The following is a 25,135-nucleotide window of genomic DNA, read 5'->3' on the forward strand; positions in this document are numbered from 1 at the left end:
TAGCCTGGGGGCATGGCCACCCGGAAACCCGCTCCTCCCGCGTACGTCTGCACCGAGTGCGGGTGGACGACGGCCAAGTGGGTCGGCCGGTGCGGCGAGTGCCAGCAGTGGGGCACGGTCCAGGAGCAGGCCACGCAGACCGGCATCCTCCGCCGCGTGAACGCCCTCGCCCCGACCGCCGACCGCGCCGCGCGCCCGATCACGCAGATCACCACGCAGGACGCCCCGCGACGGACGAGCGGCGTCGGCGAGTTCGACCGCGTGCTCGGCGGCGGCATCGTGCCGGGGGCCGCGATCCTCCTCAGCGGCGAGCCCGGCGTCGGCAAGTCCACCCTCCTGCTGGAGGTCGCCGCGCAGGCGGCCCGGAGCGGACGACGCGTGCTCTACGCGAGCGCCGAGGAGTCGCCGGCCCAGGTGCGGCTGCGCGCCGAGCGCACCGGCGCCCTGCACGACGAGCTCTATCTCGCGAGCGAGACCGATCTCGCCACCATCCTCGGCCACATCGACGAGGTGCAGCCGCAGCTCGTCATCGTCGACTCGGTCCAGACGGTCTCCTCCTCCCTCACCGACGGCGCGGCCGGTCAGCCGAGCCAGGTGCGCGAGGTCGCCGCGACCCTCATCCGGGTGGCGAAGGAGCGCGACCTCCCGATCATCATCGTGGGGCACGTGACGAAGGACGGCCAGGTCGCCGGCCCGCGGGTGCTGGAGCACCTCGTCGACGTGGTGTGCCACTTCGAGGGCGACCGGCAGACGTCGCTGCGGTTCATCCGCGCGCTCAAGAACCGCTTCGGCCCGACCGACGAGGTCGGCTGCTTCGAGATGACCGGAGACGGCATCGCTGAGGTGCCGGATCCGTCCGGCCTGTTCCTGTCGCAGGGTGCGTCCGAACCCGGCACCTGCGTCGCGATCTCGCTGGAGGGCCGCCGCGCCCTCCCCGTCGAGGTGCAGGCGCTGACCGTGCCGAGCAACGCCCCGAACCCGCGGCGCATCGTGCACGGTCTCGACTCCTCGCGCGTGGCGATGGTCCTCGCCATCCTCGAGCGTCGCGCGGGCGTGCCCACCGGCAGCCTCGACGTCTATGTGTCCACCGTCGGCGGCGTGCGGTTCACCGAGCCCGCCGCCGACCTCGCCATCGCGATCGCGGTGGCCGGTTCCATCCAGATGATCTCGGTGCCGCGCACGGTCGCCGCTGTCGGCGAGCTCAGTCTCGCCGGCGAGGTGCGGCCGGTGACGCAGGCGGCGCAGCGACGGTCCGAAGCCGCACGACTCGGCTACGAGCAGGTCGTCGACGATCGCTCCAAGACGCTGCGTGCCGCGCTGGGAGACGTCAGGGCGCGCAACAGCACCCGCCGCCCGGACCGCGACATCCCTCCGTTCTGAGCCGGCGGGGCGCCGCGGTCAGGCGTCGAGGGCCTTGAGCAGCTCCACCGGATCGGCCTGCATCGGGTGCGGACCCGCGATGTCGAGGAACACGGTCGTGATCGGGTGGGCGGCGAGGAAGGCGCGCAGCCAGGTCGCGTCGTAGATGCCGACACCGGGCGGGAGGTTCGCCGGCTTGTTCTTGGCGTCGCTGAACAGCAGCAGCGCGAGGTCGCCGGTGTTCGGGTCGCGGTACGTCCACACCTCGCCGCTGTCGAGGGGGTTGTCGCGGGCACCGGGCTTGATGAGCGGGACCACGGTGGTGCCGTGCCGCAGCGCGAACGCGACCGCGGCGACGTCCTGCTTCTCGAGTGCGAGAGCCAGGGCTTCGGACCGGAAGTCCTCGGGGGCCGGCTTCTTCTTCGCGCCCTTCGCGGACTTCGCCTTCTTCGCTGCCATGCTTCCAGCTTAGGCACCGGGACGGCGCGGCGGCGCCGGGAAAGATTGGGGCCCTCTCGAGTCCTCCATTGGGGACTGGGGTACTCGAGAGGGCCCTCGGACTCTCGAGCGGCGGTGTCGAAGCGCTGGGGACGCTGTAATACGACGCCACTGGGGATGGCATGTTGCCGCAGATGCGGAGAGTCACATCTATGGTATCCCAAAGAACCAGCCCTGTCAGCACAGGGCCCGTCTCCCCCTCAGAACAGGAGGATCTGCGTGGTGGAGGCGCTGGGGAACCCGCCGATCGAGACGCCGACGTGGTACGACGCCCCGCCGCCCGGTGCCCGCTGCCGATTCTCCTGTGCGCAGGTCTCGACGCTCGACCGCGTGCGGTCCCAGACCACGGGCTCCTTGCTGACGACGGTGGATCCCGCCGTGAGAGTGGCGATCATGCTGCTCGGGTTCTCCTGGCAGTCGGTCGAACGCCACCACACGTCGGAGCCGCTGGAGACGGTGAACACCTGCATGCTGGACCCCACATCGATCGTGCAGTCCTGGTCGCCCTTGTTGGTGAGCGAGATCGAGAGCTTCGGCGAGACGCCCGCCGCGTACGACTCGGCATCCGTGACGGCCTTCACCTCGACGTCCTTCGCCTCACATGCGACGACCGCCGGAGTGGCGTCCGCCGACGGCGACGGTGAGGGCGACGGCGATCCGGAGGGCGTGGGAGTGCCGGTCGCCGACGACGTGGGCGCCGGCCCCGGGTCCTCCCCGCCGGTCGCGACCCACGGCCGCGCCACGAGGAGCCAGACCGCGGCGCCGATGATCGCGAGCACGAGGATCAGCCCGAGCAGCGCCGCCAGTCGCCGGCGGCGGTACACGGCGGCGGAGTGACGGGGCATGGTTCCAGGTTAAGCGATCCGCCTCCGCGCGCCGGGAGGCGCGAGGCGGTCGGCCCGGGGTCAGAGCACCTTGAGCATGCGGGTGTTGCCGAGGGTGTTCGGCTTCACGTGCGCGAGGTCGAGGAACTCCTCGACACCGGCGTCGCCGCTGCGCAGAAGCTGCGAGTACACGTCGGGGTCGACGACCTGCTCGCCAATGGGCGTGAACCCGCGCCGTCCGAAGAAGTCCACCTCGAAGGTGAGGCAAAACAGCCGGGAGAGCCCGAGCGCGCGCGCGTTCTCCTCGAGCCGCTCGACGATGGCCCGCCCGACGCCGTGGTGCAGCCAGTCCTCGCGGACGAGCAGCGTGCGCACTTCACCGAGGTCCTCCCAGATGACGTGCAGGGCGCCGCAGCCGATCAGCTCGCCGTCGGCCTCGGCCACGACGAACTCCTGCACGGCGCCGTAGAGCACGGCGAGGTCCTTGCCGAGCAGGATGCGCTGCTCCACCATCGGCTGGAGCAGGTTCCGGATGCTGACGATGTCGGCGCTGCGGGCCGGCCGGACGATGTACGCGCTCACCCGACCAGCCTAGGACCCGCCCCTCGCACCCGCTCCCCGACGCGGCACGACTTCGGAGATCCCGCCCGACACCCCGCCGCCCGAGGGCGTCGCCCCGCGTGTCGCCTCTCGTCTCCGAAGTTGTGCCCGGGAGCGAGGGCCGAGCGGAGACGACGAAGGGGCGGATGCCGTCGCATCCGCCCCTTCGGGAACCCTGTCGCGGGTCAGTCGTTGCCGGTGATCGCCAGGTCGGGCGTGCCCGAGATCGCGCCGCCGCCGGTGTTCACACCGACCGCGACCTTCTCGCCGCGCGGGCCGTGCTCGAACAGGAACTCCCCGTCCTTCGCGTCGACCTTCACGTGGTCGCCCGAGTCGAGCTCGCCGTGCAGGATCTTCTCCGACAGGCGGTCCTCGATCTCGTGCTGCATCGCACGACGCAGCGGACGAGCACCCAGAGCCGGGTCGAACCCGATCTCGATCAGGCGCTCCTTGGCGGACTGCGACAGCTCGATCGTCATGTCGCGGTCGAGCAGGCGGTCGCCGAGGCGCTTCGTGAACAGATCCACGATCTGCACCAGCTCGTCCTTGCTCAGCTGCGGGAAGACGATGATGTCGTCGACACGGTTGAGGAACTCGGGCTTGAAGTGCCGCTTGAGCTCTTCGTTGACCTTGCCCTTCATCCGCTCGTAGCTCGTGGCGTTGTTGCCCTCGATCTGGAAGCCGACGGGGCCGCCGGCGATGTCACGCGCACCGAGGTTGGTGGTCATGATGATGACCGTGCTCTTGAAGTCCACGATCCGACCCTGACCGTCGGTGAGGCGACCCTCTTCCAGGATCTGCAGCAGCGAGTTGAAGATGTCCGGGTGCGCCTTCTCGATCTCGTCGAAGAGGACCACGCTGAACGGCTTGCGCCGTACCTTCTCGGTGAGCTGACCACCCTCTTCGAAGCCGACGAACCCGGGAGGGGCACCGAACAGCCGCGAGACGGTGTGCTTCTCGCCGAACTCGCTCATGTCGAGCGAGATGAGCGCGGCCTCGTCGTCGAAGAGGAACTCCGCGAGCGCCTTCGCGAGCTCGGTCTTTCCGACGCCCGTGGGACCGGCGAAGATGAACGAGCCCGACGGACGCTTCGGGTCCTTGAGGCCGGCACGCTGACGACGGATGGTCTTGGAGAGGGCCGCGATGGCCTCCTCCTGACCGATGACGCGCTGGTGCAGCGCCTTCTCCATGAAGACGAGTCGGCTGGACTCCTCCTCCGTCAGCTTGAACACGGGGATGCCGGTCGCCTGGGCGAGCACCTCGGCGATCAGGCCCTCGTCGACGACCGCCTGGGTCGCGACGTCACCCGCACGCCACTGCTTCTCGAGGCGCAGGCGCTCGGCGAGGAGGCTCTTCTCCTCGTCGCGCAGCGAGGCGGCCTTCTCGAAGTCCTGCTCCTCGGAGGCGATCTCCTTCTGCTCGCGCACGGCGGCGATCTTCTCGTCGAACTCGCGCAGCTCGGGCGGGCTGGACAGGATCGACAGACGCAGGCGGGCGCCGGCCTCGTCGATCAGGTCGATGGCCTTGTCCGGGAGGAAGCGGTCGGAGACGTAGCGGTCGGCGAGGTTCGCCGCGGCGACGATCGCGCCGTCGGTGATCTGCACCTTGTGGTGCGCCTCGTACCGGTCGCGCAGCCCCTTGAGGATGTTGATCGCGTGCGGCAGCGTCGGCTCGTTCACCTGCACCGGCTGGAAGCGGCGCTCGAGCGCGGCGTCCTTCTCGAAGTGCTTGCGGTACTCGTCGAGCGTGGTGGCACCGATCGTCTGGAGCTCACCGCGGGCGAGCAGCGGCTTGAGGATGCTGGCCGCGTCGATCGCGCCCTCGGCGGCACCCGCACCCACGAGGGTGTGGATCTCGTCGATGAAGACGATGATGTCGCCGCGCGTGCGGATCTCCTTGGTGACCTTCTTCAGGCGCTCCTCGAAGTCGCCGCGGTAGCGGGAACCGGCGATGAGCGAGCCGAGGTCGAGCGAGTAGAGCTGCTTGTCCTTCAGCGTCTCGGGCACATCGCCCTTGACGATCGCCTGGGCGAGGCCCTCGACGACGGCGGTCTTGCCGACGCCGGGCTCGCCGATGAGAACGGGGTTGTTCTTGGAGCGGCGGGAGAGGATCTGCATGACCCGCTCCGCCTCCTTCTCGCGCCCGATCACCGGGTCGAGCTTGTTGTCGCGCGCGGCCTGCGTGAGGTTGCGACCGAACTGGTCGAGCACCTGCGAGCCGCCCTGCGCACCCGACGGGGTGTCGTTGGACTGCGCGCCGACGGATGCGGGCTCGCGGCCCGGAGCGCCGGAGAGCAGCTGGATGACCTGCTGCCGCACCTTGTTGAGGTCGGCGCCCAGCTTGACGAGCACCTGAGCGGCCACGCCCTCGCCCTCACGGATGAGGCCGAGGAGGATGTGCTCGGTGCCGATGTAGTTGTGACCGAGCTGCAGGGCCTCGCGGAGGCTCAGCTCGAGCACCTTCTTGGCGCGCGGCGTGAACGGGATGTGGCCGGTCGGCTGCTGCTGACCCTGGCCGATGATGTCCTGCACCTGCTCGCGCACGGCGTCGAGGGAGATGCCGAGCGACTCCAGCGCCTTGGCTGCGACGCCCTCGCCCTCGTGGATGAGGCCGAGCAGGATGTGCTCGGTGCCGATGTAGTTGTGGTTGAGCATCTTCGCCTCTTCTTGGGCGAGGACGACCACTCGACGGGCTCGGTCCGTGAATCTCTCGAACATGTTGACTCCTTATTCGCACGGGGCGAAGACGCATGAAGCGCTTGTACATCGAGAGTAACGACCAGGAATGGCGGGTATGCCCGTGTTCGCCGTGGGCATAGCGAGGCCTTGACGGGTTTATCGACAGTCGTTATGTTAACGAAAGTCGATAACCCATGAACCTCAGGAGGAGCACATGCTCGCCACGGAAAGACGCCCCGCGCTCGCCGACGGCATCGCGCTCGGGCTCATCGCGACCGGCGCCGTCAGCGTCGGGATCGGCGCCATCGTCGCCGTCGGGCAGGCCGCCGCCGCCCTGTTCGCGCCCTCGCCCACGGTCGCGATGCCGGTGCACGACGTCGACCTCTCCGCCCTCGACGGCGTGGCCAGAATCGCGGGCGCCACCGTCGACTCCGCCCTCGTCACACTCACCGCACCGCCCACGGGCGCCCGCTGGCTCCTGCTCCTGGAGACGGCGCTCCCCGCGCTCGCCACCGTGGCTCTGTGCGCGGTGGTCTGGTGGCTGGGCGTCTCGCTCATCCGCTCCCGTCCGTTCCGCGCCTCCCTCGGGTGGATGTTCGCCGTCGCCGCCTGCCTGCTGATGGCGGGCACGCTGTTCGGACAACTCGCCGGCGGCATCGGCCGCGCCGAGATCGTGAAGGATCTGGCCGCGACCGACCCGGGGGTCGAAGACGTGCTGTGGACGCTGCTCGTGGAGTTCGACCTCGCACCCGTGGGATGGGCGTTCGCCCTGGCTCTCGTGGCGGGCGTGTTCACGATCGGCCGCCGCCTGCAGCGCGACACGGAAGGACTCGTCTGATGACCGCCACCACCGCCACCCGCTCCGAACGCGCCGACGCGAGCGCGGTCATCTTCTACGCCGCGGCAGCCCTCGTGGCCGTCGGCATCGGCACCGCGCTCCGTGTCGCCGCCACCTTCCGGGAGGTCGGCATCGCCTGGTCGATGCCGATCGACGAGCAGCCCCTCTCGGCGACCGTCGACTCCGGACAGCAGTCGATCGACGGCGTCGCCCAGGAGGTGATGGTGTTCGCGACCGGCGTCGACGGTGCCGCCGTCGCCGCCATCGTCGCGTCGATCGCTCTGTGGGCCCTCGCCGCCACCGCGGTCATCGGCGCCGTGACCCTCGTCGCCTGGAACTTCCTCCGGGGCCGGTTCTTCGTGCCGAGCAACGCGCGCGCGTTCGACGTGATCGGTTGGACGCTGGTGCTCGCACCGATAGCGATCGTGATGCTCGAGGCGGTGGCCCGCAACGGGATCTCGGCCGCCCTCGGCCTCGGTGCCGGCGAACCGGCGCATCCGATCGAGTTCTGGGCGGTCGCCCCCATCTTCGCCACGGGAGTCGCCGTCGGCCTCATCGCCGTCGCCTTCCGCCGCGGTATCCGGCTGCAACAGGAGAAGAGCGTGCTCGAGAAGGAGACGGAGGGGCTCGTCTGATGATCACGTTCGGTTCGGAGGCCGTCTGGCCCTCGCTGCTCAACATCGGGATCGCGCTCGCGGTCTGCGCGGCCGTCGTCGCGATCGTGGTCTGGAACAGCCGCCGCCGGGGCAGCCGCACCGTGGCCCTCGACGCGGCCCTCACGCTGTCCGGGTGGTGGATCACGCTCTCCGTGCTCGGCGCGGTGTCGTTCATCATCAAGGCGTTCGCGGTCGACTGGGCAGAGCTGCACGGCGGGACGACCGTCTTCCTCGACTGGCCCTCGAGCCTCCCGTGCTCGGAGAACGGCGACAGCACGACCACCATGCTCTCCTGCGGCGGGACAGAGCTGTCGGACTTCACCGTGGGCAACGCCTCGCTCGGGCTACGCCTCCTCGCCGCGGCCGCACAGCTCAGCACCCTCGCCCTCACCACGCTGCCCGCCATCGTCCTCGCGCTCATCTGCTTCCACACCCTTCGGGGACGCGCGTTCTCGCGCACCGTGACCCGCGCCCTGGTCGGCGGCGCGATCGCTTTCGCCGTGCTGGGGGTGCTCTCCGACCTCCTCAACGGCATCGCGGCCACCACCGGGCTGCGGGAGGCCCTGCCGGCGGACAGCCCCTGGTACCCGCACGCGTACCAGCTCACCGTCACACCGCTGCCGTTCGCCGCGGCGCTCGGCCTCCTCGCCCTCGCCGCGGTGTTCCGCCAGGGCATGCGCGTGGAGCAGGAGCGAGCCGCCCTGGAGCGCGAGACGGAGGGGCTGGTGTGAGCCCGGCGGAGAGCGACGACGAGTTCACGGGCATCCATTGCCGTCTCGACGAGCTGCTGGCGGCCCGCGGGATGACGCTGACGGAGCTGAGCGCCGCCGTCGGCGTCAGCATCGTGAACCTGTCGGTGCTGAAGAACGATCGTGCCCGCGCGATCCGCTACTCCACGCTGCGGGCGATCTGCGAGGCCCTCGACTGCGAGGTCGGCGACCTCCTCGTCCTCGCCGATCGCTGACTTCCGTCGACCCACCCCCTTCGGTGCACCCCGGCCCGTTGCGCGCGACCGCAAGGGGCCGGGGTGCGCGGAAAGGGGTGGGTCGACAGAAGCGAGCACGACCGTGCCGCGCTTCGCAAGCCCCTTCTATGAGTCGTCTGTGAGTGGGTACGGTCGTCCCATGATCAGCTCTCGCACCTCGTCGCGCCGCGGCCTCCGCCTTCTGGCGATCGCTCCGGCCGCTGTCCTCGCCTTCTCCCTCGCCGCCTGCGCCGGAGAGAGCCGCCCCTCGGTCGACGAGGTCGCCGACGGCATCCAGAAGGTCTTCGAGGGCACGCCGCAGGAGGAGGCCATGACCGACGACGCCGCCACCTGCCTGGCCGAAGCCCTCGTCGACTCCGACCTCAGCGACGAGACGCTCGGCTACATCGCCGACGGCGAGGACAAGCAGCGGGACGAGGCCGACAAGGCGCTCACGACCCAGATCATCCAGGACAACCTCCAGGACTGCGTCACGCCCTGAGGCGGAACGCAGCGAAGGATGACGGCCCGGGGAGGGCGGCCGTCATCCTTCGTCATATCCGCCCAGGGAATTCCCAGGCTCTCCTAGCGTTGAGCCTCATGGCGTGCACTCGGCGCGCCGCGATTCTGGAGTACCCACCTCAATGAGCACCACCGCACGCGCCCAGAAGGCGCCAGACACCCGCGGGCCGGTCCGGAAGCTGCTGACATCGTTCGGCTTCCAGATCATCGCCGCCCTCGTCCTCGGCATCGCCGCCGGTCTGATCGGCCGCCAGCTGGGCGCCACCGCCGAGAACCCGACCGGCCTGTCGACCACCCTCGACACGATCGGCAGCTCCTACGTCACGCTGCTCCGCGCGGCCGTCGTCCCGCTGATCTTCACGGCGATCGTCGCCAGCATCTCCAACCTGCGTCGCGTGCAGAACGCCGCCCGCCTCGCCGGACAGACGATCCTCTGGTTCGCGATCACCGCCTTCATCGCCGTCATCATCGGCATCGTCCTCGGCCTCGTGATCCAGCCGGGTAGCCGTGCCGGTGAGGGCCTGGAGCCCGGCGAGCCGTACACGGTCGGCACCTGGTGGAACTTCCTCCTCGGCCTGATCCCGCAGAACTTCCTCGGCCTGACCGTCAGCACCTCGCCCGGAGCGACCGACGGCTCCTTCACCTCGAGCGTCGGCTTCAACATCCTCCAGGTGATCGTGGTCGCGGCCGTCGTCGGCATCGCGGCGCTCAAGGCCGGCAAGAAGGCCGAGCCGTTCCTCGTCTTCACCGAGTCGCTGCTCAAGGTCATCCAGCGCGTGCTGTGGTGGATCATCCGCATCGCCCCGCTGGGCACGTTCGGCCTCATCGGCTCCGCCGTCATCAAGTACGGCTGGGAGAAGCTGGCGTCGCTCGGCTGGTTCGCGGCCGCAGTCTACATCGGCCTCGCGCTCGTGCTGTTCGTCGTGTACCCGGTGCTGGTGCGCACGCACGGGCTGTCGATCAAGCAGTACTTCTCGGGTGTGTGGCCCGCGGTGCAGCTCGCCTTCGTGAGCCGCTCCTCCATCGGCACGCTCCCCCTCACGGAGCGCGTGACCGAGCGCAACCTCGGCGTGCCCCGCTCGTACGCCTCGTTCGCCGTGCCGCTCGGTGCGACGACGAAGATGGACGGCTGCGCCGCGATCTACCCGGCCATCGCGGCGATCTTCGTCGCGCAGTTCTTCGGCATCGAGCTGAACTTCGTGCAGTACCTGCTGATCGTCATCGTCTCGGTCGTGGGCTCCGCCGCCACCGCCGGCACCACCGGCGCGGTCGTCATGCTCACGCTGACGCTGTCGACCCTGGGACTGCCACTCGAGGGCGTGGGCCTGCTGCTCGCGATCGACCCGATCCTCGACATGGGTCGCACCGCGGTGAACGTCGCCGGTCAGGCGCTCATCCCGGCGATCGTCGCGAAGCGCGAGGGCATCCTCGACGAGGAGCTCTACAACGCACCGCGCGAGGGTCTGCCGTTCGCCGACGACTCCGGCGACGACGCCCCCGAGGCGCCCGCCACCTCCACCCCGGAGCCCGCCGGCACCCGCTGACCCCGGTCTCCCGACGAGCGCCCCATCTTCCTCCCGGAGGTGGGGCGCTCTTCGTATCCCCGCACCTCCGCCGACCCACCCCTTTTCGTGCGTCCCGGCCCCTTGCGTGCGACCGGAAGGGGCCGGGACGACCGGAAAGGGGTGGGTCGGCGGGAAGGGGAGTCAGTTGCGGCGCAGGGGGCGAGTCGCGCCGCGGGTGTCGAGAGCGAGCTCCTCCGCATCCATCGCGGCGAGCAGCTCCCGCATGACCTCCTCGTCGAGGTCGCCCGCATCGCGCTCCGCCACGAGGATCTCCCGCCGCACCTGCAGCCATCCCTTCGTCAGCGCGACGAGGTCGTCGTAGGACGGACGGGCGACGGCGTCCTCCACCTGCTGGGCGTCGTCGGTGTCCTTCTCCACCCGGGTCATGCGCTTCGTGAACGCGTCGAACATCCCGAGGTCGACCTCGCCGTGCTTCTGCTCCCACTCCCGGCGCTTCTCGGCGAGGTACGCCTTGCCGGCCTCACGACTCTTGGCCTTGACGGTCTCCAGGGCCGCCACATCCTCCTCGTGCTCCTCGTCCCCCGCGATCTCCAGGCGCCGGATGAGCAGCGGCAGCGTGAGCCCCTGCAGCAGCAGCGTGCCCACGGTGACGATGAACGCGACGACGACGATCGCGTGCGCGGCCTCGGTGTCGAGCCCGGCCAGATCGGCGGCGGCGACGGCGATCGCGAGGGTCACCACCCCGCGCATACCCGCCCAGGAGATGACGGCGTTGTCCTTCCAGGTGAGCCGCAGCCCCGCCATGCGCTCCCGCACGATCTGCGTCCGCAACTCGTCGGTGCTCTGATCGCGCCACCGTCGGGACCGCCGTCGACGCTCGTCGAACTCCCCGGAGGCGATCCCCCGATCCATGCGCGCCAACCGGCGACGGTCCTGGAAGTTCGACCACGCGCTGATCGGATAGATGTAGAGCGGCCGAACGACCAGCACCACGAGCAGCACCGCTCCGGAGAGCAGGAGGATGTGCCCGACCGACTCGCTGCCGAGGTCGTTGAGCACCCGCGGGAACTGGAGGCCGATGTACGCGAACACGAAGCTCTCCAGCAGCAGGTCGGCCGACAGCCACAGCGGCGCCTCCTGCTGCCGGGTCGTGTAGTCGGTGCGCGGCGCGTTGAAGCCCACGAAGAGCCCCATCGCGACGACCGCGAGGACGCCGGAGCCGAGCAGGTGCTCCGCGATGTTGTAGGCGCCGAAGGGAGCGAGCAGGCCGAACGTGCCGATCACGACCGGGTCGCCGATGCGCATCCGGAGCTGGTGCAGCACGATCCCGAAGACGAGCCCGATGCCCACCCCCACCCCGACTGCGAGGACGAACTGCCCGACACCGCCCCCGATCGACACGGTCGCCCCCGCGAGGATCGCGGCGAACACCCGGTAGAGGGTGAGCGAGGTGGCGTCGTTGATGAGGCTCTCGCCCGACAGCACCGTCATGATGCGGCGGGGAAGCCCGAGACGACGACCGATCGCCGCCGCCGACACCGCGTCCGGCGGGGCGACGATGGCCCCGAGCAGGAGCGCCCCCGGCAGGGTGAGCGACGGCAGGATCCACCAGGCCACGAGCCCGACAGCGAACGCGGTCAGCAGGACGAGCCAGATCCCGAGACGGCGGATCTGCGGGAGGCTCCGCTTGAACCCCACGAACGACACGTCGAGCGCCGCCGAGTAGAGCAGCGGCGGCAGCACGAGGCTCAGCAGCAGATGCCCGTCGATCTCCATCTCCGGCACCACGGGCAGGAACGACGCGGCGAGCGCGACGACGGTCACCAGCAGCGGGGCGGGCCATCCCCGCCAGCGCGCGATCGCGGCGACGGCGACAGCTCCGACGAGGACGTAGAAGATCCCGGCTTCCATGCGGAAAGCGTAGCGGCGTCATCGATGCGCCCCGGCGGCGGCGTCATCCGGGGCGGGTGGCGCACCGCGGCGGCTGCGGTCGGTCAGGGGGTCGCGGGGCGTTCGCGACCGGCGGTGTTCTCGGCGTCGAGGGCCTCCCGAAGGCCCGCGTTCTCGTCCTGCAGGTCGAGCACGCGGGCGATCCCGGCGATGTTGATGCCGTCCCCGCGGAGTGCGGCCGCCCGGCGCAGCCGCGTGATGTCGTCGTCGCTGTACCGGCGCGTGCCGCCGTCGCTGCGAGCGGGCGCGAGGAGCCCCTTGCTCTCGAAGAGCCGGATCGTCGCCTCCGGGAGGTCGACGAGCTGGGCGGCCACGGCGATGCCGTAGAGCGGGGTACGCGAGTCGCGGGCGGTCATTCGGGGTGTCCTCATTCGGGGTTGCGAGATTTCTGACGGTGTTCTATAACAAATCTATACCTGAAGTGCAGATAATCTGCACCGCACCTCAGCCCTCAGCAGGGCCGCACGAAAGGAGAAACCTCATGGCACTGACCTTCGACCCCTTCAGCCAGCTCGATCGCTTCGCCGCGAGCGTGTTGGACTCCGTGCGCGCACCCCGGTCGATGCCGGTGGACCTGTACCGCGACGGTGACCGCTACATCCTCCACGCCGATCTCCCGGGGGCGGACCCCGGCTCCATCGACGTCGACCTCGACGGCGGCCAGCTCACGATCCGCGCCCAGCGGACGGCCGACACGCGCGAAGGCGTCCGCTGGCTCGCCCGCGAGCGTGGCGCCGGATCGTTCCTCCGCCAGTTCTCGCTCGGCGACGGCGTCGACCTGGACAACATCAGCGCCTCCTACGAGAGCGGCGTGCTGTCCGTCGTGATCCCGGTCAGCGAGCGCGCGAAGCCGCGCAAGATCACCGTCGAGTCCGGCGAACAGCGCCAGGCCATCGACGCCTGATCGCCCGGGGGCGGCCTCGCGCCGCCCCCGCTCCCTTCCTCTCTTCTCACAGAAAGGACGACTCATGGCCCTCTCCCCCACCCTCGACCGCTTCCTCGCCGACATGGAGTACCCGGCGACCCGCGATGACCTCCTGCGCGAAGCCGCACGGGAAGGGCTCCCCGCCGACGACCGCGCCGCACTGCGCGACCTTCCGGAGCAGAGTTTCAGCGCCGCCTGGCTCATCCGCTACCGGCTCGCGCGCGCCGCCCTCGCCGACGCGCTGACCCCTTCGTCGCCCCTCGCCGCCTAGGGAATGCCGGAGCGGCCGCCGAGGTTGCACCCGGAGATGAACGACGTCGCCCTCTCCGTCCTCGACCTCGTGCCGGTCCGCTCCGGCCAGACCAGCGCCGAGGCCATCACCGCTTCCCTCACCCTCGCCGAGACCGCCGACCGGCTCGGATACCGACGCTTCTGGTTCGCCGAGCACCACAACATGCCCGCCGTCGCGTCCACCACGCCGCCGGTCCTCATCGCGGCCGCGGCGACCCGCACCTCCCGCCTGCGCCTCGGGTCCGGCGGCGTCATGCTGCCCAACCACGCGCCGCTGATCGTGGCGGAGCAGTTCGCGGCGCTCGAGGCGATCGCCCCCGGACGCATCGACCTGGGTCTGGGCCGCGCCCCCGGCAGCGACCCGGTGATCACCCAGCTGCTCCGCGGATCCGGCACCACCAGCGACGTCGAGCAGTTCCCGCGGCACGTGCAGGACATCGCCGCCCTCTTCACCACCGAGGGCGCCACCGTGCGCTTCACCTCCGGCGGCGAGTACACCGTGCGGGCCACCCCCGCCGCGACCGGGGTCCCCGAGGTGTGGCTGCTGGGATCGAGCGACTACTCCGCGCAGCTCGCCGCCTCCCTGGGGCTGCCGTACGTCTTCGCGAACCACTTCTCCGGACAGGGTCTCGAGCGCGCGCTCGACCTGTACCGCACGAACTACCGTCCGAGCGAAGAGCACCCGGAGCCGCGGACCTTCCTCACCGTCAACGCCGTCGCGGCCCCGACCGCCGAGGAGGCCGAGGACCGCGCCCTGCCGCAGCTGCGGATGATGGCGCGACTCCGGCTCAACCAGCCGCTCGTCCCGTTGGAGACCGTCGAACAGGCCCTCGCCGCGGAGCACGACGCCGCGACCGACCAGGTCGTCGAGGCCGCGCGATCCCGATGGTTCGTCGGCACGGGTGAGACCGTCGCCGCCGACGTCCGCGCCTTCGCCGCCCGCTTCGGGGTCGACGAGGTCATGCTCTCCCCGGTCGCCGGCGCCTACGACGCGGAGCCCCGCGACGCCGCTCCCGGCCGCACCCAGACCCTGGAACTCATCTCCGCCGCCTGACCCCACCCTGGTCCCCCTGGTCCCGGCCCTCGCGGGATCAAAACCGCCCCTCCCCGCCCGTCCCCACGCCCCTTTCCGATCCCCGCTCCACACGCCCCAGGGTCGCGGGATCGAAAACGGGCCCGAAGCGAGGAACCGGGGAACCTTTTGGATCCGGGCTGCGAGGGCGTCGGCGAACAGGCGTCATCCCGCACACCGGACGGCCGTGACGGGTTCTCCACACGGACTGGAGAGTGGACATCGGGTGAGCTCCGACGGCGGGAAGCCGCGCGCAGCATGAAGGAATGCGACACCGGACTCCTCTCCCTCCCGACCTCGGGACCGCCTTCGCCGTGCGTGACGCCGCCGCGAGAGGCGTCGGCCGAAAGCGGTACTCCAGCCGGGACCTCGCACGGCCCTTCGCCGGGGTCCGGGCGATCCGGACCCCGACGACGTTCGACCAGCAGATCGCCTGCTATCTGCCCCGCCTGCGCGACGGACAGGCGTTCGCCGGACGGACGGCCCTGCGCCTGTGGGGCATCCCCATCCCGGCCCGGTGGACGCCCTCGGAGCCGCTCGATGTGGCCGTCCCGACCGGCACGTCGCCGCCGCGCACCCCGGGCGTCCGCGGCCGCCGCGTCGCACCCGACCGGATCGAGGTGTGGCGCGTCCGCGGAGCCCCGGTCCTCGACCCGATGTCCGCGGTCTTCCTCTGCGCGCGAGAACTCGCGGCTCCGGCGCTGACGGTCGCGCTCGACGCGCTTCTCACCGGCAGCGACGCCTACCCCGGCCTGTACGCGGCGCTCCCTGTCGCGAGCGTCTCGGACATCGAGGAGCGCCTGGCGTGGTGGGGACGATTCCCGGGATGCGGGCGCATTCGCGACGGGCTCCGGCTCGCGCGCCCCGGCGTCGAGTCGCCGAAGGAGACCGAGACCCGTCTCCTTCTCGGGCGATTCGGACTGCCCGAGCCCGCCGTTCAGCACGTCGTCCGGGCGGGCGGCCGATTCCTCGCCCGGGTCGACCTCGCCTACCCGGAGTGCCGCATCGCGATCGAGTACGAAGGGGACGGCCATCGGACGGACCGTGATCAATGGCGGGTCGACGTCCGACGCCAGCGCGACCTCGAGGATCACGGGTGGCTCGTGATCCGGGTGACCGAGCTCGACTTCCGCGACGGCGGCGAAGCGCTCGCGGCACGGGTGCACCGAGCCCTCGCGAGGGGCGGAGGGCACAGCGGATGAAGGCGGACGGTGATCGGCGGACGCGGAAACGAGGGCTCTTCGTTGCGGCCAGAAGGAGGGGCTGGCCCCCGCGAACCGCGAGGCGTAGCCTCAGCGGAAGGAAGGGGTTCGACGATGAGCACCAAGACACTCGCACTCTGGGTCGCCTACGGAACGAACGGCGTCGTGGGCAGCATCCGCCATGACGAGGCCGGCTACGTGGTGACCATGGCGGGAGCGGACGCCGCCACCGGCACCTATCCCACCCTCGCCTCCGCGAAGGGCGCCCTGCACGCACGCATGCTCCCCGGCAGCGCGTGGCCGCGGTTCCAGGAGCACTGACCGCACCCACGGTCCGCCCCGCACCCACGGTCCGCCCCGCACCCGCCGTGGCGCTCTGCACCCGCGAGCCGGAGGGAAAAGGCGCCCGCCGCGCGGGCGGGAGGAACGTTTCTCGTCCCGCCAGCGCGGGAGAGAGCCACGCGGACGGGTCAGGACTCGGGTTCGCCGGAGAGGATACCGCGGAGCCAGTCGCGCGCTTCGATGAAGACCTCGTCGGAGTAGCGGTCCGGATACTGCACGATCTGCCGGTCGGCCCGGGGATACGAGCCGAGAAACACCACGCGCGGGCTGAAGCGGCGGATCCCGAGGAGCGCGTCGGCCATCCGCTCGTGCTCGATGTGACCGTCCGCGTCGATGACGAACCGGTACCGACCGAGCTCGTCGCCGATCGGCCGGGACTCGATGAGAGAGAGGTTGATGCCGCGGGTCGAGAACTGCTCCAGCATCTCCAGCAGGGAGCCGGGGTGGTCGTGCGGGAGCTCCACGATCAGCGAGGTCTTGTCGGCTCCGGTCGGCGCGGGGGAACGGGTGGTCCGGGTCACCAGCACGAACCGCGTGACGGCGGCCGCGTTGTCCCCGATGCCCTCCGCCAGCACCTCCACGTCGTAGTGCTGCACGATCCCGGGCGCGGCGATCGCCGCCTGCGCCGGCGAGGTGCCGTCGAGCACGCCGATCGCGGAGGCGACGTTGCTCGCCGCCGGCACGTGCGAGTGCGTCGGGAGGTGCTCGCCGAGCCAGCCGTGGCACTGCGCGTAGGCGACGGGGTGCGCGGCGATGACCTCGACCTGGTCGAGCGTGGTCCCCCGGGGCGCGACGAGCACGAAGTTCACCTGCACGAGATACTCGCCGATGATGCGCAGGCCGGGGAGGGTCGCCAGCGCATCCTGCGTGGTGGAGACACCGCCCTCGATGGAGTTCTCGATGGCGATCATCGCCGCGTCGCTGCGGCCCTCCAGCACGTCCGCGAGCGCCTCGCCCACGTTGTGCACGGGGCGCCACTCCTGGCCCCGGGCCTCCGCCACCTGGTCGAGGGCCGCCTCCGTGAAGGTTCCGGCTGGTCCGAGGTAGCTGTAGGTGCGGCGTGCGGTCACGGCGTTCAGCCTATCCCTCGGTGACTCATCGCATTCCCGCATGTCAAGGCGGATGCGCGCATCGGCCGCACGGGGCAGACTGAGAGCATGAGCAGCCGTGCCGGCCTCCCCGCGGAGGAAAGTGACCTGATCGACGTCGACGAGCTGATCGCCGCCTACTACGACCGCGTACCGAACCCGGACGTGGCGGCCGAACGGGTCGTGTTCGGCACCAGCGGCCATCGCGGCTCGTCTCTCACGAACAGCTTCAACGAGCACCACATCCTCGCCACCACACAGGCGATCGTCGACTACCGCGCGGCGCAGGGCATCACGGGACCGCTGTTCCTCGGTCGCGACACCCACGCCCTCTCCCTCCCCGCCGAGCGCAGCGCCATCGAGGTGCTGCTCGCGAACGGCGTCGATGTGCGCGTCGACGCCCGGGACTCCTGGGTGCCCACCCCCGCACTCAGCCACGCCATCCTCACCTACAACCGCGGGCGCGCCGCCGATGACCCGGGCCGGGCCGACGGCATCGTCGTGACCCCCTCGCACAACCCTCCCCGCGACGGCGGCTTCAAGTACAACCCGCCGCACGGCGGACCCGCCGACACGGACGCGACCGGCTGGATCGCCGACCGCGCCAACCAGCTCATCGCGGGCGGACTGTCCGACGTCCGGCGCGAGCGGTTCGCCGACGTGGACTGGGACGCGATCACCGGCTACGACTTCCGGGACGCGTACGTCCGCGACCTTCCCTCGATCATCGACTTCGAGGCGATCCGTCGCGCGGGCGTGCGGATCGGCGCCGATCCTCTGGGTGGCGCCTCCGTGGAGTACTGGTCGCTGATCGCGGAGATGCACGACATCGATCTGACGGTCGTGAACCCGGAGGTCGACCCCACCTGGCGCTTCATGACGCTCGACTGGGACGAGAAGATCCGGATGGACCCGTCCTCGCCCTCGGCCATGGCCGCCCTCGTGGCCAAGAAGGGCGACTACGACATCCTCACCGGGAACGACGCCGACGCGGATCGTCACGGCATCGTCACCCCCGACGCCGGGCTGATGAACCCGAACCACTACCTGGCCGTCGCGATCGACTACCTCTTCTCGCACCGCGAGCACTGGCCGCGCGACGCCGCGGTGGGCAAGACGCTCGTGTCGTCCATGATCATCGACCGGGTCGCGGAGTCGCTCGGTCGTCGCCTGCTGGAGGTGCCGGTCGGCTTCAAGTGGTTCGTGCCGGGGCTGCTCGACGGCTCCGTCGCGTTCGGCGGGGAGGAGTCTGCCGGCGCCTCCTTCCTCCGTCACGACGGCTCCGTGTGGTCCACCGACAAGGACGGCATCCTCCTCTGCCTGCTGGCGGCGGAGATCCTCGCCGTCACGGGCAAGACCCCGTCCGAGCGCTACGCCGAGCTGGAGGACGCCTTCGGGTCGTCCGCGTATCAGCGGGTCGATGCTCCGGCGACTCCCGAGCAGAAGGCCACCCTCGGCAGGCTCGCTCCCGAGTCGGTGACCGCGACCACCCTCGCCGGCGAGGACATCACGGCGAAGCTGTCGCACGCTCCCGGCAACGGCGCGGCGATCGGCGGGCTCAAGGTGCAGACGCCGCACGCGTGGTTCGCCGCCCGGCCGTCCGGCACGGAGGACGTCTACAAGCTCTACGCCGAGAGCCTGCGCGGCCCGGAGCACCTCGCCGAGGTGCAGGCCGAGGCCCGCGCCGTGGTGTCCGCCGCCCTCGGCGACTGACACTCCCTCCCGCGGCGCCGCCTCCCGGGCGTGCTGCGGGATCGAAACCGCTCCCCTCGGCCGCCGCCGGGGGGAGTTTTCGATCCCGCCCTGGGCGTCCGCCCGGCACCACCCCTGTCGCGGGATCGAAAACGGGCCCGGGGGACGCTGGGGAGGGGCGGTTTTGATCCCGCACGGGGGCGGGGGCGGGGGGGACGGGGGGACGGGAGCGCGGGGGTCAGTCGGCGTCGGTGGAGGAGCCGAGGAGCTCGCGGACGCGGCTGGAGACGCGGTGGAACTCCTCCGTCTCCAGCACATCGGCGTAGCCGCGGCGGGCCGGGAGGTCGACGCGGTGCTCCTCCAGGATCCGTCCGGGGCGCGGCCCCATCACGATCACGCGACTGGCGAGGTACACGGCCTCCGCGACCGAGTGGGTCACGAGCAGCACGGTCGTGCCGGTGGCGCTCCAGATGCGGTTGAGCTCGACGTTCATGCGCTCGCGCGTGAGGGCGTCGAGGGCACCGAACGGCTCGTCCATGAGCAGCACCCGCGGCTCGTGCAACAGCGCCCGGCAGAGCGACACCCGCTGCTGCATGCCGCCGGAGAGCTCATGCGGCAGCGACTTCTCGAAGCCGGTGAGCCCGGTCATCTCGATGAGCTCGTCGGCACGGGCCTGAGCCTTGCGCATGTCCATCCCGCGCATCTCGGCCTGCAGGAGGATGTTGCCGCGGACGCTGCGCCACTCCAGCAGCGCCGCCCGCTGGAACACGTAGCCGATGTCCTGCCGCGGACCGCGCACCTCGTCGCCGCGGAGACGGATGCTCCCCCGGCTCGGAGCGGTGAGTCCGGCCACGGCCTTCAGGAGGGTGGACTTGCCGCAGCCGGAGGGCCCGGCGATGGAGAGGAACTCCCCCTCCTCGACGCGCAGGTCGACGCCCTCGAGGGCCGTGACCTGGCGTCGCTTGGAGGCGAAGGTGATCGCGAGGTCCGTGACCTCGAGCGCCGGCGCGGTACTCGTGACCGCGGTGTCGCGCTCCTGCTGAACGTGAGTGCCCATGACGTTCGGTCTCACTTGCCGGGGGTGAACGAGTCGTCGAAGTAGGTGTCCACGTCGCCGTCGCCCGAGATGAGCCCGGCCTCGGACAGCACCTCCAGCGTGGACTCCCAGTCCTCGGTGGCGTTCGCGCCGGGCGCCTGGCCCTCGGTGGCGTCGGTGTGGAGCAGCTCGATGGTCTCCTCCCACTGGTGGAGCAGCACCTCCTGCGACGGCATCTGCGGGTCCTTGCCCTCCATCGCGGCGACCGCCGCCTCCGGGTCCTCCTGCGCGGCCTCGAAGGCCTCGGAGGTCGCTGCGACCAGCGCCTCGACGAGCTCCGGGTCGTTCTCGATGGTGTCGGTCGGGGCGATGAGGCCGTTGCTGAAGAAGTTCAGCCCGGCGTCGGAGTAGCGCAGGTACTCGACGTCCTTGCCGCTCTTGTCGGCGATCGTCGGACCCTGGTCGTGGGCGAAGCCGATGAGGCCGTCGACCTTGCCCGAGAGCATGGCGGCGATCTTGCCCGCGGCGTCGAGGTTCTGCTGCGTCACGTCGCCCTCGTCCAGGCCCACGGCCTCGAGGTACATCGGGAAGGTGGTGGTCGGGGCATCGCCCGCAGAGACCGCGATGGTCTTGCCCTTGAGGTCTTCGGGGCTGGAGATGCCGGAATCGGCGAAGACCTGCACGGCCGACGGCGTGGTCTGCAGGAAGACGCCGACGCTCTTGATGCCGACGCCCTTGTCGATGTTCGCGAGGACGGCGGGGGTGTCCGCCCAGCCGAAGTCGACCTGCCCCTGCCCGACGGCCTGCGCGGTCTTCGTCGACCCCTGACCGGCCTTGATCGTGAGGTCGATGCCGTGCTCCTCGAAGATGCCCTGGTCGACGCCGTAGTAGAACGCGGCGTGCTCGCCGTACGGGTACCAGTTGAGCATGAGGGTGACCGGCGTGAGCTCGTCGTCGCCGTCGCCGCCGTCACCGGAGCCGGCGGGCGCCGAGGTTCCTCCGCATCCGGAGAGGGCGAGCACCGCGGCGGACGCGAGGGCGATCGAGCTGAGGATGGTGCCTGACTTCTTCATCAGTGCCTTCTTTCGTGGGAGGGGGGTCAGAGTCGGACGGTGGCCGCGGCGACGTCGCGCTTGGAGGCGTGCCACGGGATGAGGAAGCGCTCGGCGATCTGGATGATGCCGAAGAGGATGACGCCGAGCAGCGACATGATGATGAGCGCGGCGAAGAGCATGGCGGTGTCGAGGTTGCCGTTGGCCTGGAGGATCACGTAGCCGAGGCCTTCGTTCGCACCCACGAACTCACCGACGACGGCACCGGTGACGGCGAGCGTCGCGGCGACCTTGAGGCCGGAGAGGAGCTCGGGCAGCGCCGCGGGCAGTCGCACCTTGAGGAACGTCTTGAACCGGCTGGCCCCCATGGTCGACGCGAGCTGGAGGATCTCCGGGTCGACGGTGCGCAGGCCGGCGAGGCCCGAGATGACGACCGGGAAGAAGGCCATGAGCACGGCCACGAGGATCTTGGGCTCGGCCCCGAACCCGAGCCACACCACGAACAGCGGCGCGATCGCGATCTTCGGGATGACCTGGGCGAAGAGGATGACCGGATAGAGGGTCTGCTCCAGGCCGCGCGAGTAGACCATCAGCACGGCGACGAGGACGCCGACGACGACCGCGATGACGAAGCCGATGACGGTCTCGTAGGTGGTGACCCAGGTGTTCTGCGCGAGGTAGGCGGCGTTGTCGGTGAAGGCGGACCAGGTGTCGGCGGGCGACGGGATGATGAACGCGGGCACCCACCCGAGGCTCGTGGACACCCACCACAGGGCGAGGACGGCGAGCACGAAGACGAGCGGGTGCCAGTGGCGGCTCCACCAGCGGACGATGCCCGGGGGCTCGGGGCGATCGGCGGCCAGCGCCAGGGTCATGGTCGCGTTCGGGGCAGACGACATGGGGTCCTCGACATCTTCGTGAAGGATTCGGGAAAGCGCATTCCCGAGTGGTGGTGCGAGTCTATGCCGAGCGTTCTGCCGTGTCAACGCGCGGTGTCGCCGACACGCGGATCACCCGCGCCCGTGCGGCGTCCCGGACCGTCACCGCGCCCGGGCCAGCTCCGCGCCCGCGACCCGCAGCCAGCGCGCGGGATCAGCCAGGGCGGCGTCCGTCGAGCCCGCCAGCGCGGTCAGCGACCGGGCCTCCGTGAACAGACCGGCATCCGCGTCGTCCGCGATGCGGCCCGCGACGAGCAGCGGTCGTGCCCCCGCCTCGGCCGCGAGCCCGGCGAGGAACGACGGCACCTTCCCATCGCCCGACTGCCCGTCATACGACCCCTCGCCCGTGATCACCACGTCCGCCCCGCGCACGGCCGCGGCGAGATTGATGAGCGCAGCCACCTCCGCCGCCCCCGGCGCGAGCACCCCACCCCAGCGCACGAGAGCCGCCCCCGTGCCCCCGGCGGCACCCGTGCCGGGCAGCTCGGCGTCGACGGGCAGGAGGGCGGCGAGATGGGCGAGCGCGTCGTCGACGCGGGCGATGTCCTCCGGTGCCGTGAGCCCCTTCTGCGGGCCGAACACCGCCGCCGCGCCGCGCGGGCCGGTGAGCGGATTGGTGACATCGGTCAGCACCCGCACGTCCGGTGCTGCCCGGAGCGCCCCCAGATCCGCCCTGACGATGTGCGCCAGGCCCCGGGCCCCGCGGGCGACCGGCCTGCCCTCCCCATCGACGAACCGCGCGCCGAGCGCGGTCAGCAGGCCGGTGCCGCCATCCGTGGAGGCGCTGGACCCGATCCCGAGGATCAGGCGCGAGACCCCGTGGTCCAGAGCGGCGACGATCGCCTGGCCGAAACCGGTCGTGTCGGCGTCCCACGGACGCAGGCCGTCGAGGAGCTCGATGCCGGAGGTCGAGGCGATGTCGACGACGCCGGTGCCGCCCGGGGCGTCCGCCGTGGGCGGCAGGAGGAGCCACGAGGTCTCGACCGGAGCACCGCCCGGGCCGTCGACCGTGACCGGCATCCGCCGGGCGTCGGGAACGGCGGTCGCGAACGCCGCCACGGTCCCCTCCCCGCCGTCGGCCATCGGCCGGAGCACGACCTCCGCCTCCGGATCGACATCCCGCCAGCCGGCGGCGAGTGCCGCCGCAGCATCGGCCGCGGTGATGGTGCCCTTGAAGCTGTCCGGAGCGACGACGACGCGGGTCATGCCCCGAGCCCCGGCGTGCTGGCGCGGACGACCACCTCGAGCGGGAGGGCCGGCTGCTGCCAATCGTCATCGACGATCGCGCGGAACGCCTGGTAACCGGCATCGCTCAGCGGGACACAGACCGTGGTCAGCGCCGGGCTCACGTCGCGACTCGACGGCACGTCGTCGAACCCGCAGACGGCGATGTCCGCGCCGACCTCTCGGCCGGCCGCGCGGATGGCCGCCATCGCGCCGATCGCGACGACGTCGCTGATGCCGAACACGAGCGTGCCGCGGGGCACCCCGGCGGCGAGCGCGGCGGTCATCGCCGCGGCCCCGGACTCGCGCCGGAAGTCGCCGCGGACGATCTGCGCGATCTCGCCACCGCCCTCCGTGAAGCCGGCACGGAAGCCCGCCAGACGATCGTCCGACGTCCGCACGCCCTCCCCCGCCCCGATGAGCACCGCCGACCGGTATCCGAGATCCGCCATGCGCCGACCAAGTGCCGATGCACCCGTCCTGTTGTCGATCTCGACGCGGCGGTCGCCGTCCCCGTCCGCACCGAACGCGACGACCCGTCCGCCGAGGCGGGTGAACTCGGCGAGCTCGCGGGCCGTCTCGGCCTGCCCCTCCTCCTGCGTGCGCGAGGCGGCGAGGATGAGTCCCTGCGGTCGCTGGCCGCGCAGCGCACGGACGATACGGGCCTCGCGGGCCGGATCGCGCTCGGTGATCGCCACGGTCACCACGAGGCCCTGTTCGTCGGCCCCGCGCGCGACGCCGGAGGCGATGAGACCGAAGTACGGGTCGGCGATGTCCGCGACGAGCAGCGCGATCACCGGGGAGCGTCCGCGGGCCGTCGCCTGCGCGGAGACGTTCGCGGTGTATCCGAGGGCCTCCGCAGCCGCCTCCACCCGTTCGCGGAACGGCGCCGCGACCTTGCGCTCGGAACCGTTGAGCACCCGGGACGCCGTCGCCAACGAGACACCGGCCTCCAGCGCGACGTCGTGCAGCGTGGGCGCGGGGCCGCGGGCGTGTCGGGGGCGGCGCGCGGCCGGCGGCTCTGCCGGGGTGGCGGACGAGGTCATGCCCCGAGCCTACCGACGGGAACGGAACCGCTCGGGGCGACGCTCACGGCCGGCGTCCGAGATAGGTGAGGAGGGCCGCGGCTTCCCCGGCGAGGAGCTCCGGGGCGTCGTCGGGTACGAACTCCAGCAGCGCGTCGCGCGGCGGACGCGGCAGGGCGGCAGCCTCCGCGAAGAAGCGCGTCCAGAGCGCGGACCGCGAGCGGAGGGTGTGGCGCTCGGTGCGCGGCCACCAGGAGAAGACATGAGCGGCGGAGACATGGGGGCCGAGCCGGCGGAACTCCTCGAGCGCCACGGGGACGGCGGCGCCGACCGTGGGCTGCCAGTATGTCGACAGCATCGGGTGAGCGACCTCGCGCAGCAGCTCGAGGGTGGCCGGAGCGGTGTCGGCGAGCGTGCCGCCGTGGAACTCCAGGGCGAGCCCGATGCCGCGCGCCGCGGCCTCGTCCGCCGCCTGCCGGAGGCGGGTCACGATGCGGTGGCGCTCCTCCGCCGACGCCTCCGCCGAGCCGCGCGCACCCGCCCACACCCGCACCCGGTCGGCACCCAGGGCCGCGGCACTGTCGAGGACGGCGGTGAGCGACTCCTCCGATCCGGCGCGGAAGTACGATCCGTAGGACGCGACGGCGAGCCCGGCATCCGCGGTCATCCGCGCGACCTCCGCGGCGCGGCCGACGTCTCCCGGCGGCACATGCACGTCGCCGCCCCACTCGATCACGTCGAGGCCTGCGGCAGCCGCGAGCCCGACGATCCTCTCCGGCGGCAGCGCCCGGAACGTCACCGAGCACAGCCCCGCACGGATCCCCGTCATCCCG

26 protein-coding genes are annotated in these 25,135 nt (G+C 71.2%); 13 read left to right on the forward strand and 13 right to left on the reverse strand.

What is annotated here, in order from left to right; genetic code table 11:
• Positions 1-12: 12 nt before the first annotated feature.
• Positions 13-1,380: a DNA repair protein RadA gene (radA, locus tag KAF39_RS02080; RefSeq protein ID WP_210675738.1), complete on the forward strand. Its 1,368-nt coding sequence runs from the start codon at positions 13-15 to the stop codon at positions 1,378-1,380.
• Between the two features lie 18 nt (positions 1,381-1,398).
• Here radA and KAF39_RS02085 read toward each other — a convergent pair whose 3' ends face one another.
• From KAF39_RS02085 to KAF39_RS02100, 4 genes are all read right to left on the reverse strand, one after another.
• Positions 1,399-1,818, reverse strand: a complete 420-nt coding sequence (locus KAF39_RS02085) for a dehydrogenase (protein ID WP_210675739.1) — start codon at positions 1,816-1,818, stop codon at positions 1,399-1,401.
• A 239-nt stretch (positions 1,819-2,057) separates the two neighbouring features.
• Positions 2,058-2,702, reverse strand: a complete 645-nt coding sequence (locus KAF39_RS02090) for a hypothetical protein (protein ID WP_210675740.1) — start codon at positions 2,700-2,702, stop codon at positions 2,058-2,060.
• A gap of 60 nt (positions 2,703-2,762) precedes the next feature.
• Complete coding sequence (locus KAF39_RS02095; protein WP_210675741.1) at positions 2,763-3,263, reverse strand: amino-acid N-acetyltransferase; 501 nt, start codon at positions 3,261-3,263, stop codon at positions 2,763-2,765.
• 203 nt (positions 3,264-3,466) lie between these two features.
• Positions 3,467-5,998: an ATP-dependent Clp protease ATP-binding subunit gene (locus KAF39_RS02100; protein WP_210675742.1), complete on the reverse strand. Its 2,532-nt coding sequence runs from the start codon at positions 5,996-5,998 to the stop codon at positions 3,467-3,469.
• A 175-nt stretch (positions 5,999-6,173) separates the two neighbouring features.
• Here KAF39_RS02100 and KAF39_RS02105 point away from each other — a divergent pair, with 175 nt between their 5' ends.
• From KAF39_RS02105 to KAF39_RS02130, 6 genes are all read left to right on the forward strand, one after another.
• A complete protein-coding gene (locus KAF39_RS02105; protein ID WP_210675743.1) occupies positions 6,174-6,797 on the forward strand; it encodes a hypothetical protein in 624 nt (207 codons plus the stop codon).
• A complete protein-coding gene (locus tag KAF39_RS02110; protein WP_210675744.1) occupies positions 6,797-7,432 on the forward strand; it encodes a hypothetical protein in 636 nt (211 codons plus the stop codon). The genes KAF39_RS02105 and KAF39_RS02110 overlap by 1 nt, the downstream gene beginning before the upstream one ends.
• Entirely contained in the window at positions 7,432-8,184 is a 753-nt protein-coding gene (locus KAF39_RS02115; protein WP_210675745.1) for a hypothetical protein, read from the forward strand. Before KAF39_RS02110 ends, KAF39_RS02115 begins: the two co-directional genes overlap by 1 nt.
• On the forward strand, positions 8,181-8,417 hold the full coding sequence (locus KAF39_RS02120) for a helix-turn-helix transcriptional regulator (RefSeq protein WP_060922489.1): 237 nt from the start codon (positions 8,181-8,183) through the stop codon (positions 8,415-8,417). The genes KAF39_RS02115 and KAF39_RS02120 overlap by 4 nt, the downstream gene beginning before the upstream one ends.
• Before the next feature lie 160 nt (positions 8,418-8,577).
• On the forward strand, positions 8,578-8,919 hold the full coding sequence (locus KAF39_RS02125; RefSeq protein ID WP_210675746.1) for a hypothetical protein: 342 nt from the start codon (positions 8,578-8,580) through the stop codon (positions 8,917-8,919).
• Positions 8,920-9,061: 142 nt separating this feature from the next.
• The gene (locus KAF39_RS02130) at positions 9,062-10,483 is read left to right on the forward strand and encodes a dicarboxylate/amino acid:cation symporter (protein ID WP_210675747.1); all 1,422 of its coding nucleotides are present in this window, start codon (positions 9,062-9,064) and stop codon (positions 10,481-10,483) included.
• 162 nt (positions 10,484-10,645) lie between these two features.
• Here the strand turns inward: KAF39_RS02130 and KAF39_RS02135 are convergent, their stop codons facing one another.
• A complete protein-coding gene (locus tag KAF39_RS02135) occupies positions 10,646-12,376 on the reverse strand; it encodes a sodium:proton antiporter (protein WP_210675748.1) in 1,731 nt (576 codons plus the stop codon).
• Positions 12,377-12,459: 83 nt separating this feature from the next.
• Positions 12,460-12,771, reverse strand: a complete 312-nt coding sequence (locus tag KAF39_RS02140; RefSeq protein WP_210675749.1) for a MerR family transcriptional regulator — start codon at positions 12,769-12,771, stop codon at positions 12,460-12,462.
• A gap of 125 nt (positions 12,772-12,896) precedes the next feature.
• On the opposite strand from KAF39_RS02140, the gene KAF39_RS02145 reads away from it, so the two are divergent.
• The 5 genes from KAF39_RS02145 (at position 12,897) to KAF39_RS02165 (ending at position 16,226) form a co-directional block, all read left to right on the forward strand.
• On the forward strand, positions 12,897-13,319 hold the full coding sequence (locus KAF39_RS02145) for an Hsp20/alpha crystallin family protein (RefSeq protein ID WP_060922486.1): 423 nt from the start codon (positions 12,897-12,899) through the stop codon (positions 13,317-13,319).
• 64 nt (positions 13,320-13,383) lie between these two features.
• On the forward strand, positions 13,384-13,611 hold the full coding sequence (locus KAF39_RS02150) for a DUF2795 domain-containing protein (RefSeq protein ID WP_210675750.1): 228 nt from the start codon (positions 13,384-13,386) through the stop codon (positions 13,609-13,611).
• Positions 13,612-13,647: 36 nt separating this feature from the next.
• Positions 13,648-14,685, forward strand: coding sequence for an LLM class flavin-dependent oxidoreductase (locus tag KAF39_RS02155; protein WP_210675751.1), 1,038 nt, complete (start codon positions 13,648-13,650; stop codon positions 14,683-14,685).
• 284 nt (positions 14,686-14,969) lie between these two features.
• Positions 14,970-15,905 carry an endonuclease domain-containing protein gene (locus KAF39_RS02160; protein WP_210675752.1) on the forward strand — a complete coding sequence of 312 codons (936 nt, stop codon included), beginning with the start codon at positions 14,970-14,972 and terminating at the stop codon, positions 15,903-15,905.
• 114 nt (positions 15,906-16,019) lie between these two features.
• Positions 16,020-16,226: a methyltransferase gene (locus KAF39_RS02165; protein WP_210675753.1), complete on the forward strand. Its 207-nt coding sequence runs from the start codon at positions 16,020-16,022 to the stop codon at positions 16,224-16,226.
• A gap of 149 nt (positions 16,227-16,375) precedes the next feature.
• Here the strand turns inward: KAF39_RS02165 and pheA are convergent, their stop codons facing one another.
• The gene (pheA, locus tag KAF39_RS02170) at positions 16,376-17,359 is read right to left on the reverse strand and encodes a prephenate dehydratase (RefSeq protein WP_210675754.1); all 984 of its coding nucleotides are present in this window, start codon (positions 17,357-17,359) and stop codon (positions 16,376-16,378) included.
• Positions 17,360-17,404: 45 nt separating this feature from the next.
• On the opposite strand from pheA, the gene pgm reads away from it, so the two are divergent.
• The gene (pgm, locus tag KAF39_RS02175; RefSeq protein ID WP_210675755.1) at positions 17,405-19,048 is read left to right on the forward strand and encodes a phosphoglucomutase (alpha-D-glucose-1,6-bisphosphate-dependent); all 1,644 of its coding nucleotides are present in this window, start codon (positions 17,405-17,407) and stop codon (positions 19,046-19,048) included.
• Positions 19,049-19,265: 217 nt separating this feature from the next.
• Here pgm and KAF39_RS02180 read toward each other — a convergent pair whose 3' ends face one another.
• From KAF39_RS02180 to KAF39_RS02205, 6 genes are all read right to left on the reverse strand, one after another.
• Positions 19,266-20,084, reverse strand: coding sequence for an ABC transporter ATP-binding protein (locus tag KAF39_RS02180; protein ID WP_210675756.1), 819 nt, complete (start codon positions 20,082-20,084; stop codon positions 19,266-19,268).
• A gap of 11 nt (positions 20,085-20,095) precedes the next feature.
• Entirely contained in the window at positions 20,096-21,136 is a 1,041-nt protein-coding gene (locus tag KAF39_RS02185) for an ABC transporter substrate-binding protein (protein ID WP_210675757.1), read from the reverse strand.
• Positions 21,137-21,162: 26 nt separating this feature from the next.
• Complete coding sequence (locus tag KAF39_RS02190; RefSeq protein WP_246878205.1) at positions 21,163-22,014, reverse strand: ABC transporter permease; 852 nt, start codon at positions 22,012-22,014, stop codon at positions 21,163-21,165.
• 141 nt (positions 22,015-22,155) lie between these two features.
• Positions 22,156-23,259 carry a glycerate kinase gene (locus tag KAF39_RS02195; RefSeq protein WP_210675758.1) on the reverse strand — a complete coding sequence of 368 codons (1,104 nt, stop codon included), beginning with the start codon at positions 23,257-23,259 and terminating at the stop codon, positions 22,156-22,158.
• Positions 23,256-24,323 (reverse strand): LacI family DNA-binding transcriptional regulator, encoded by a 1,068-nt coding sequence (locus KAF39_RS02200; RefSeq protein WP_210675759.1) that lies wholly within the window; start codon positions 24,321-24,323, stop codon positions 23,256-23,258. The genes KAF39_RS02195 and KAF39_RS02200 overlap by 4 nt, the downstream gene beginning before the upstream one ends.
• A gap of 43 nt (positions 24,324-24,366) precedes the next feature.
• Complete coding sequence (locus KAF39_RS02205; RefSeq protein ID WP_210675760.1) at positions 24,367-25,131, reverse strand: sugar phosphate isomerase/epimerase; 765 nt, start codon at positions 25,129-25,131, stop codon at positions 24,367-24,369.
• Positions 25,132-25,135: the final 4 nt, after the last annotated feature.

Origin of the sequence: Microbacterium sp. BLY (genome assembly GCF_017939615.1) — a bacterium.
Classification (GTDB): Bacteria; Actinomycetota; Actinomycetes; order Actinomycetales; family Microbacteriaceae; genus Microbacterium.

Coding starts and splice junctions, on each gene's coding strand:
- KAF39_RS02200 (WP_210675759.1), bottom strand. CDS start 24,323: ATGACCTCGTCCGCCACCCCGGCAGAGCCGCCGGCCGCGCGCCGCCCC.
- KAF39_RS02190 (WP_246878205.1), bottom strand. CDS start 22,014: ATGTCGTCTGCCCCGAACGCGACCATGACCCTGGCGCTGGCCGCCGAT.
- KAF39_RS02160 (WP_210675752.1), top strand. CDS start 14,970: ATGCGACACCGGACTCCTCTCCCTCCCGACCTCGGGACCGCCTTCGCC.
- KAF39_RS02085 (WP_210675739.1), bottom strand. CDS start 1,818: ATGGCAGCGAAGAAGGCGAAGTCCGCGAAGGGCGCGAAGAAGAAGCCG.
- pgm (WP_210675755.1), top strand. CDS start 17,405: ATGAGCAGCCGTGCCGGCCTCCCCGCGGAGGAAAGTGACCTGATCGAC.
- KAF39_RS02155 (WP_210675751.1), top strand. CDS start 13,648: ATGAACGACGTCGCCCTCTCCGTCCTCGACCTCGTGCCGGTCCGCTCC.
- KAF39_RS02090 (WP_210675740.1), bottom strand. CDS start 2,702: ATGCCCCGTCACTCCGCCGCCGTGTACCGCCGCCGGCGACTGGCGGCG.
- KAF39_RS02110 (WP_210675744.1), top strand. CDS start 6,797: ATGACCGCCACCACCGCCACCCGCTCCGAACGCGCCGACGCGAGCGCG.
- KAF39_RS02150 (WP_210675750.1), top strand. CDS start 13,384: ATGGCCCTCTCCCCCACCCTCGACCGCTTCCTCGCCGACATGGAGTAC.
- KAF39_RS02195 (WP_210675758.1), bottom strand. CDS start 23,259: ATGACCCGCGTCGTCGTCGCTCCGGACAGCTTCAAGGGCACCATCACC.
- KAF39_RS02130 (WP_210675747.1), top strand. CDS start 9,062: ATGAGCACCACCGCACGCGCCCAGAAGGCGCCAGACACCCGCGGGCCG.
- KAF39_RS02185 (WP_210675757.1), bottom strand. CDS start 21,136: ATGAAGAAGTCAGGCACCATCCTCAGCTCGATCGCCCTCGCGTCCGCC.
- KAF39_RS02105 (WP_210675743.1), top strand. CDS start 6,174: ATGCTCGCCACGGAAAGACGCCCCGCGCTCGCCGACGGCATCGCGCTC.
- KAF39_RS02145 (WP_060922486.1), top strand. CDS start 12,897: ATGGCACTGACCTTCGACCCCTTCAGCCAGCTCGATCGCTTCGCCGCG.
- KAF39_RS02165 (WP_210675753.1), top strand. CDS start 16,020: ATGAGCACCAAGACACTCGCACTCTGGGTCGCCTACGGAACGAACGGC.
- pheA (WP_210675754.1), bottom strand. CDS start 17,359: ATGCGGGAATGCGATGAGTCACCGAGGGATAGGCTGAACGCCGTGACC.
- KAF39_RS02100 (WP_210675742.1), bottom strand. CDS start 5,998: ATGTTCGAGAGATTCACGGACCGAGCCCGTCGAGTGGTCGTCCTCGCC.
- KAF39_RS02180 (WP_210675756.1), bottom strand. CDS start 20,084: ATGGGCACTCACGTTCAGCAGGAGCGCGACACCGCGGTCACGAGTACC.
- KAF39_RS02205 (WP_210675760.1), bottom strand. CDS start 25,131: ATGACGGGGATCCGTGCGGGGCTGTGCTCGGTGACGTTCCGGGCGCTG.
- radA (WP_210675738.1), top strand. CDS start 13: ATGGCCACCCGGAAACCCGCTCCTCCCGCGTACGTCTGCACCGAGTGC.
- KAF39_RS02140 (WP_210675749.1), bottom strand. CDS start 12,771: ATGACCGCCCGCGACTCGCGTACCCCGCTCTACGGCATCGCCGTGGCC.
- KAF39_RS02115 (WP_210675745.1), top strand. CDS start 7,432: ATGATCACGTTCGGTTCGGAGGCCGTCTGGCCCTCGCTGCTCAACATC.
- KAF39_RS02125 (WP_210675746.1), top strand. CDS start 8,578: ATGATCAGCTCTCGCACCTCGTCGCGCCGCGGCCTCCGCCTTCTGGCG.
- KAF39_RS02135 (WP_210675748.1), bottom strand. CDS start 12,376: ATGGAAGCCGGGATCTTCTACGTCCTCGTCGGAGCTGTCGCCGTCGCC.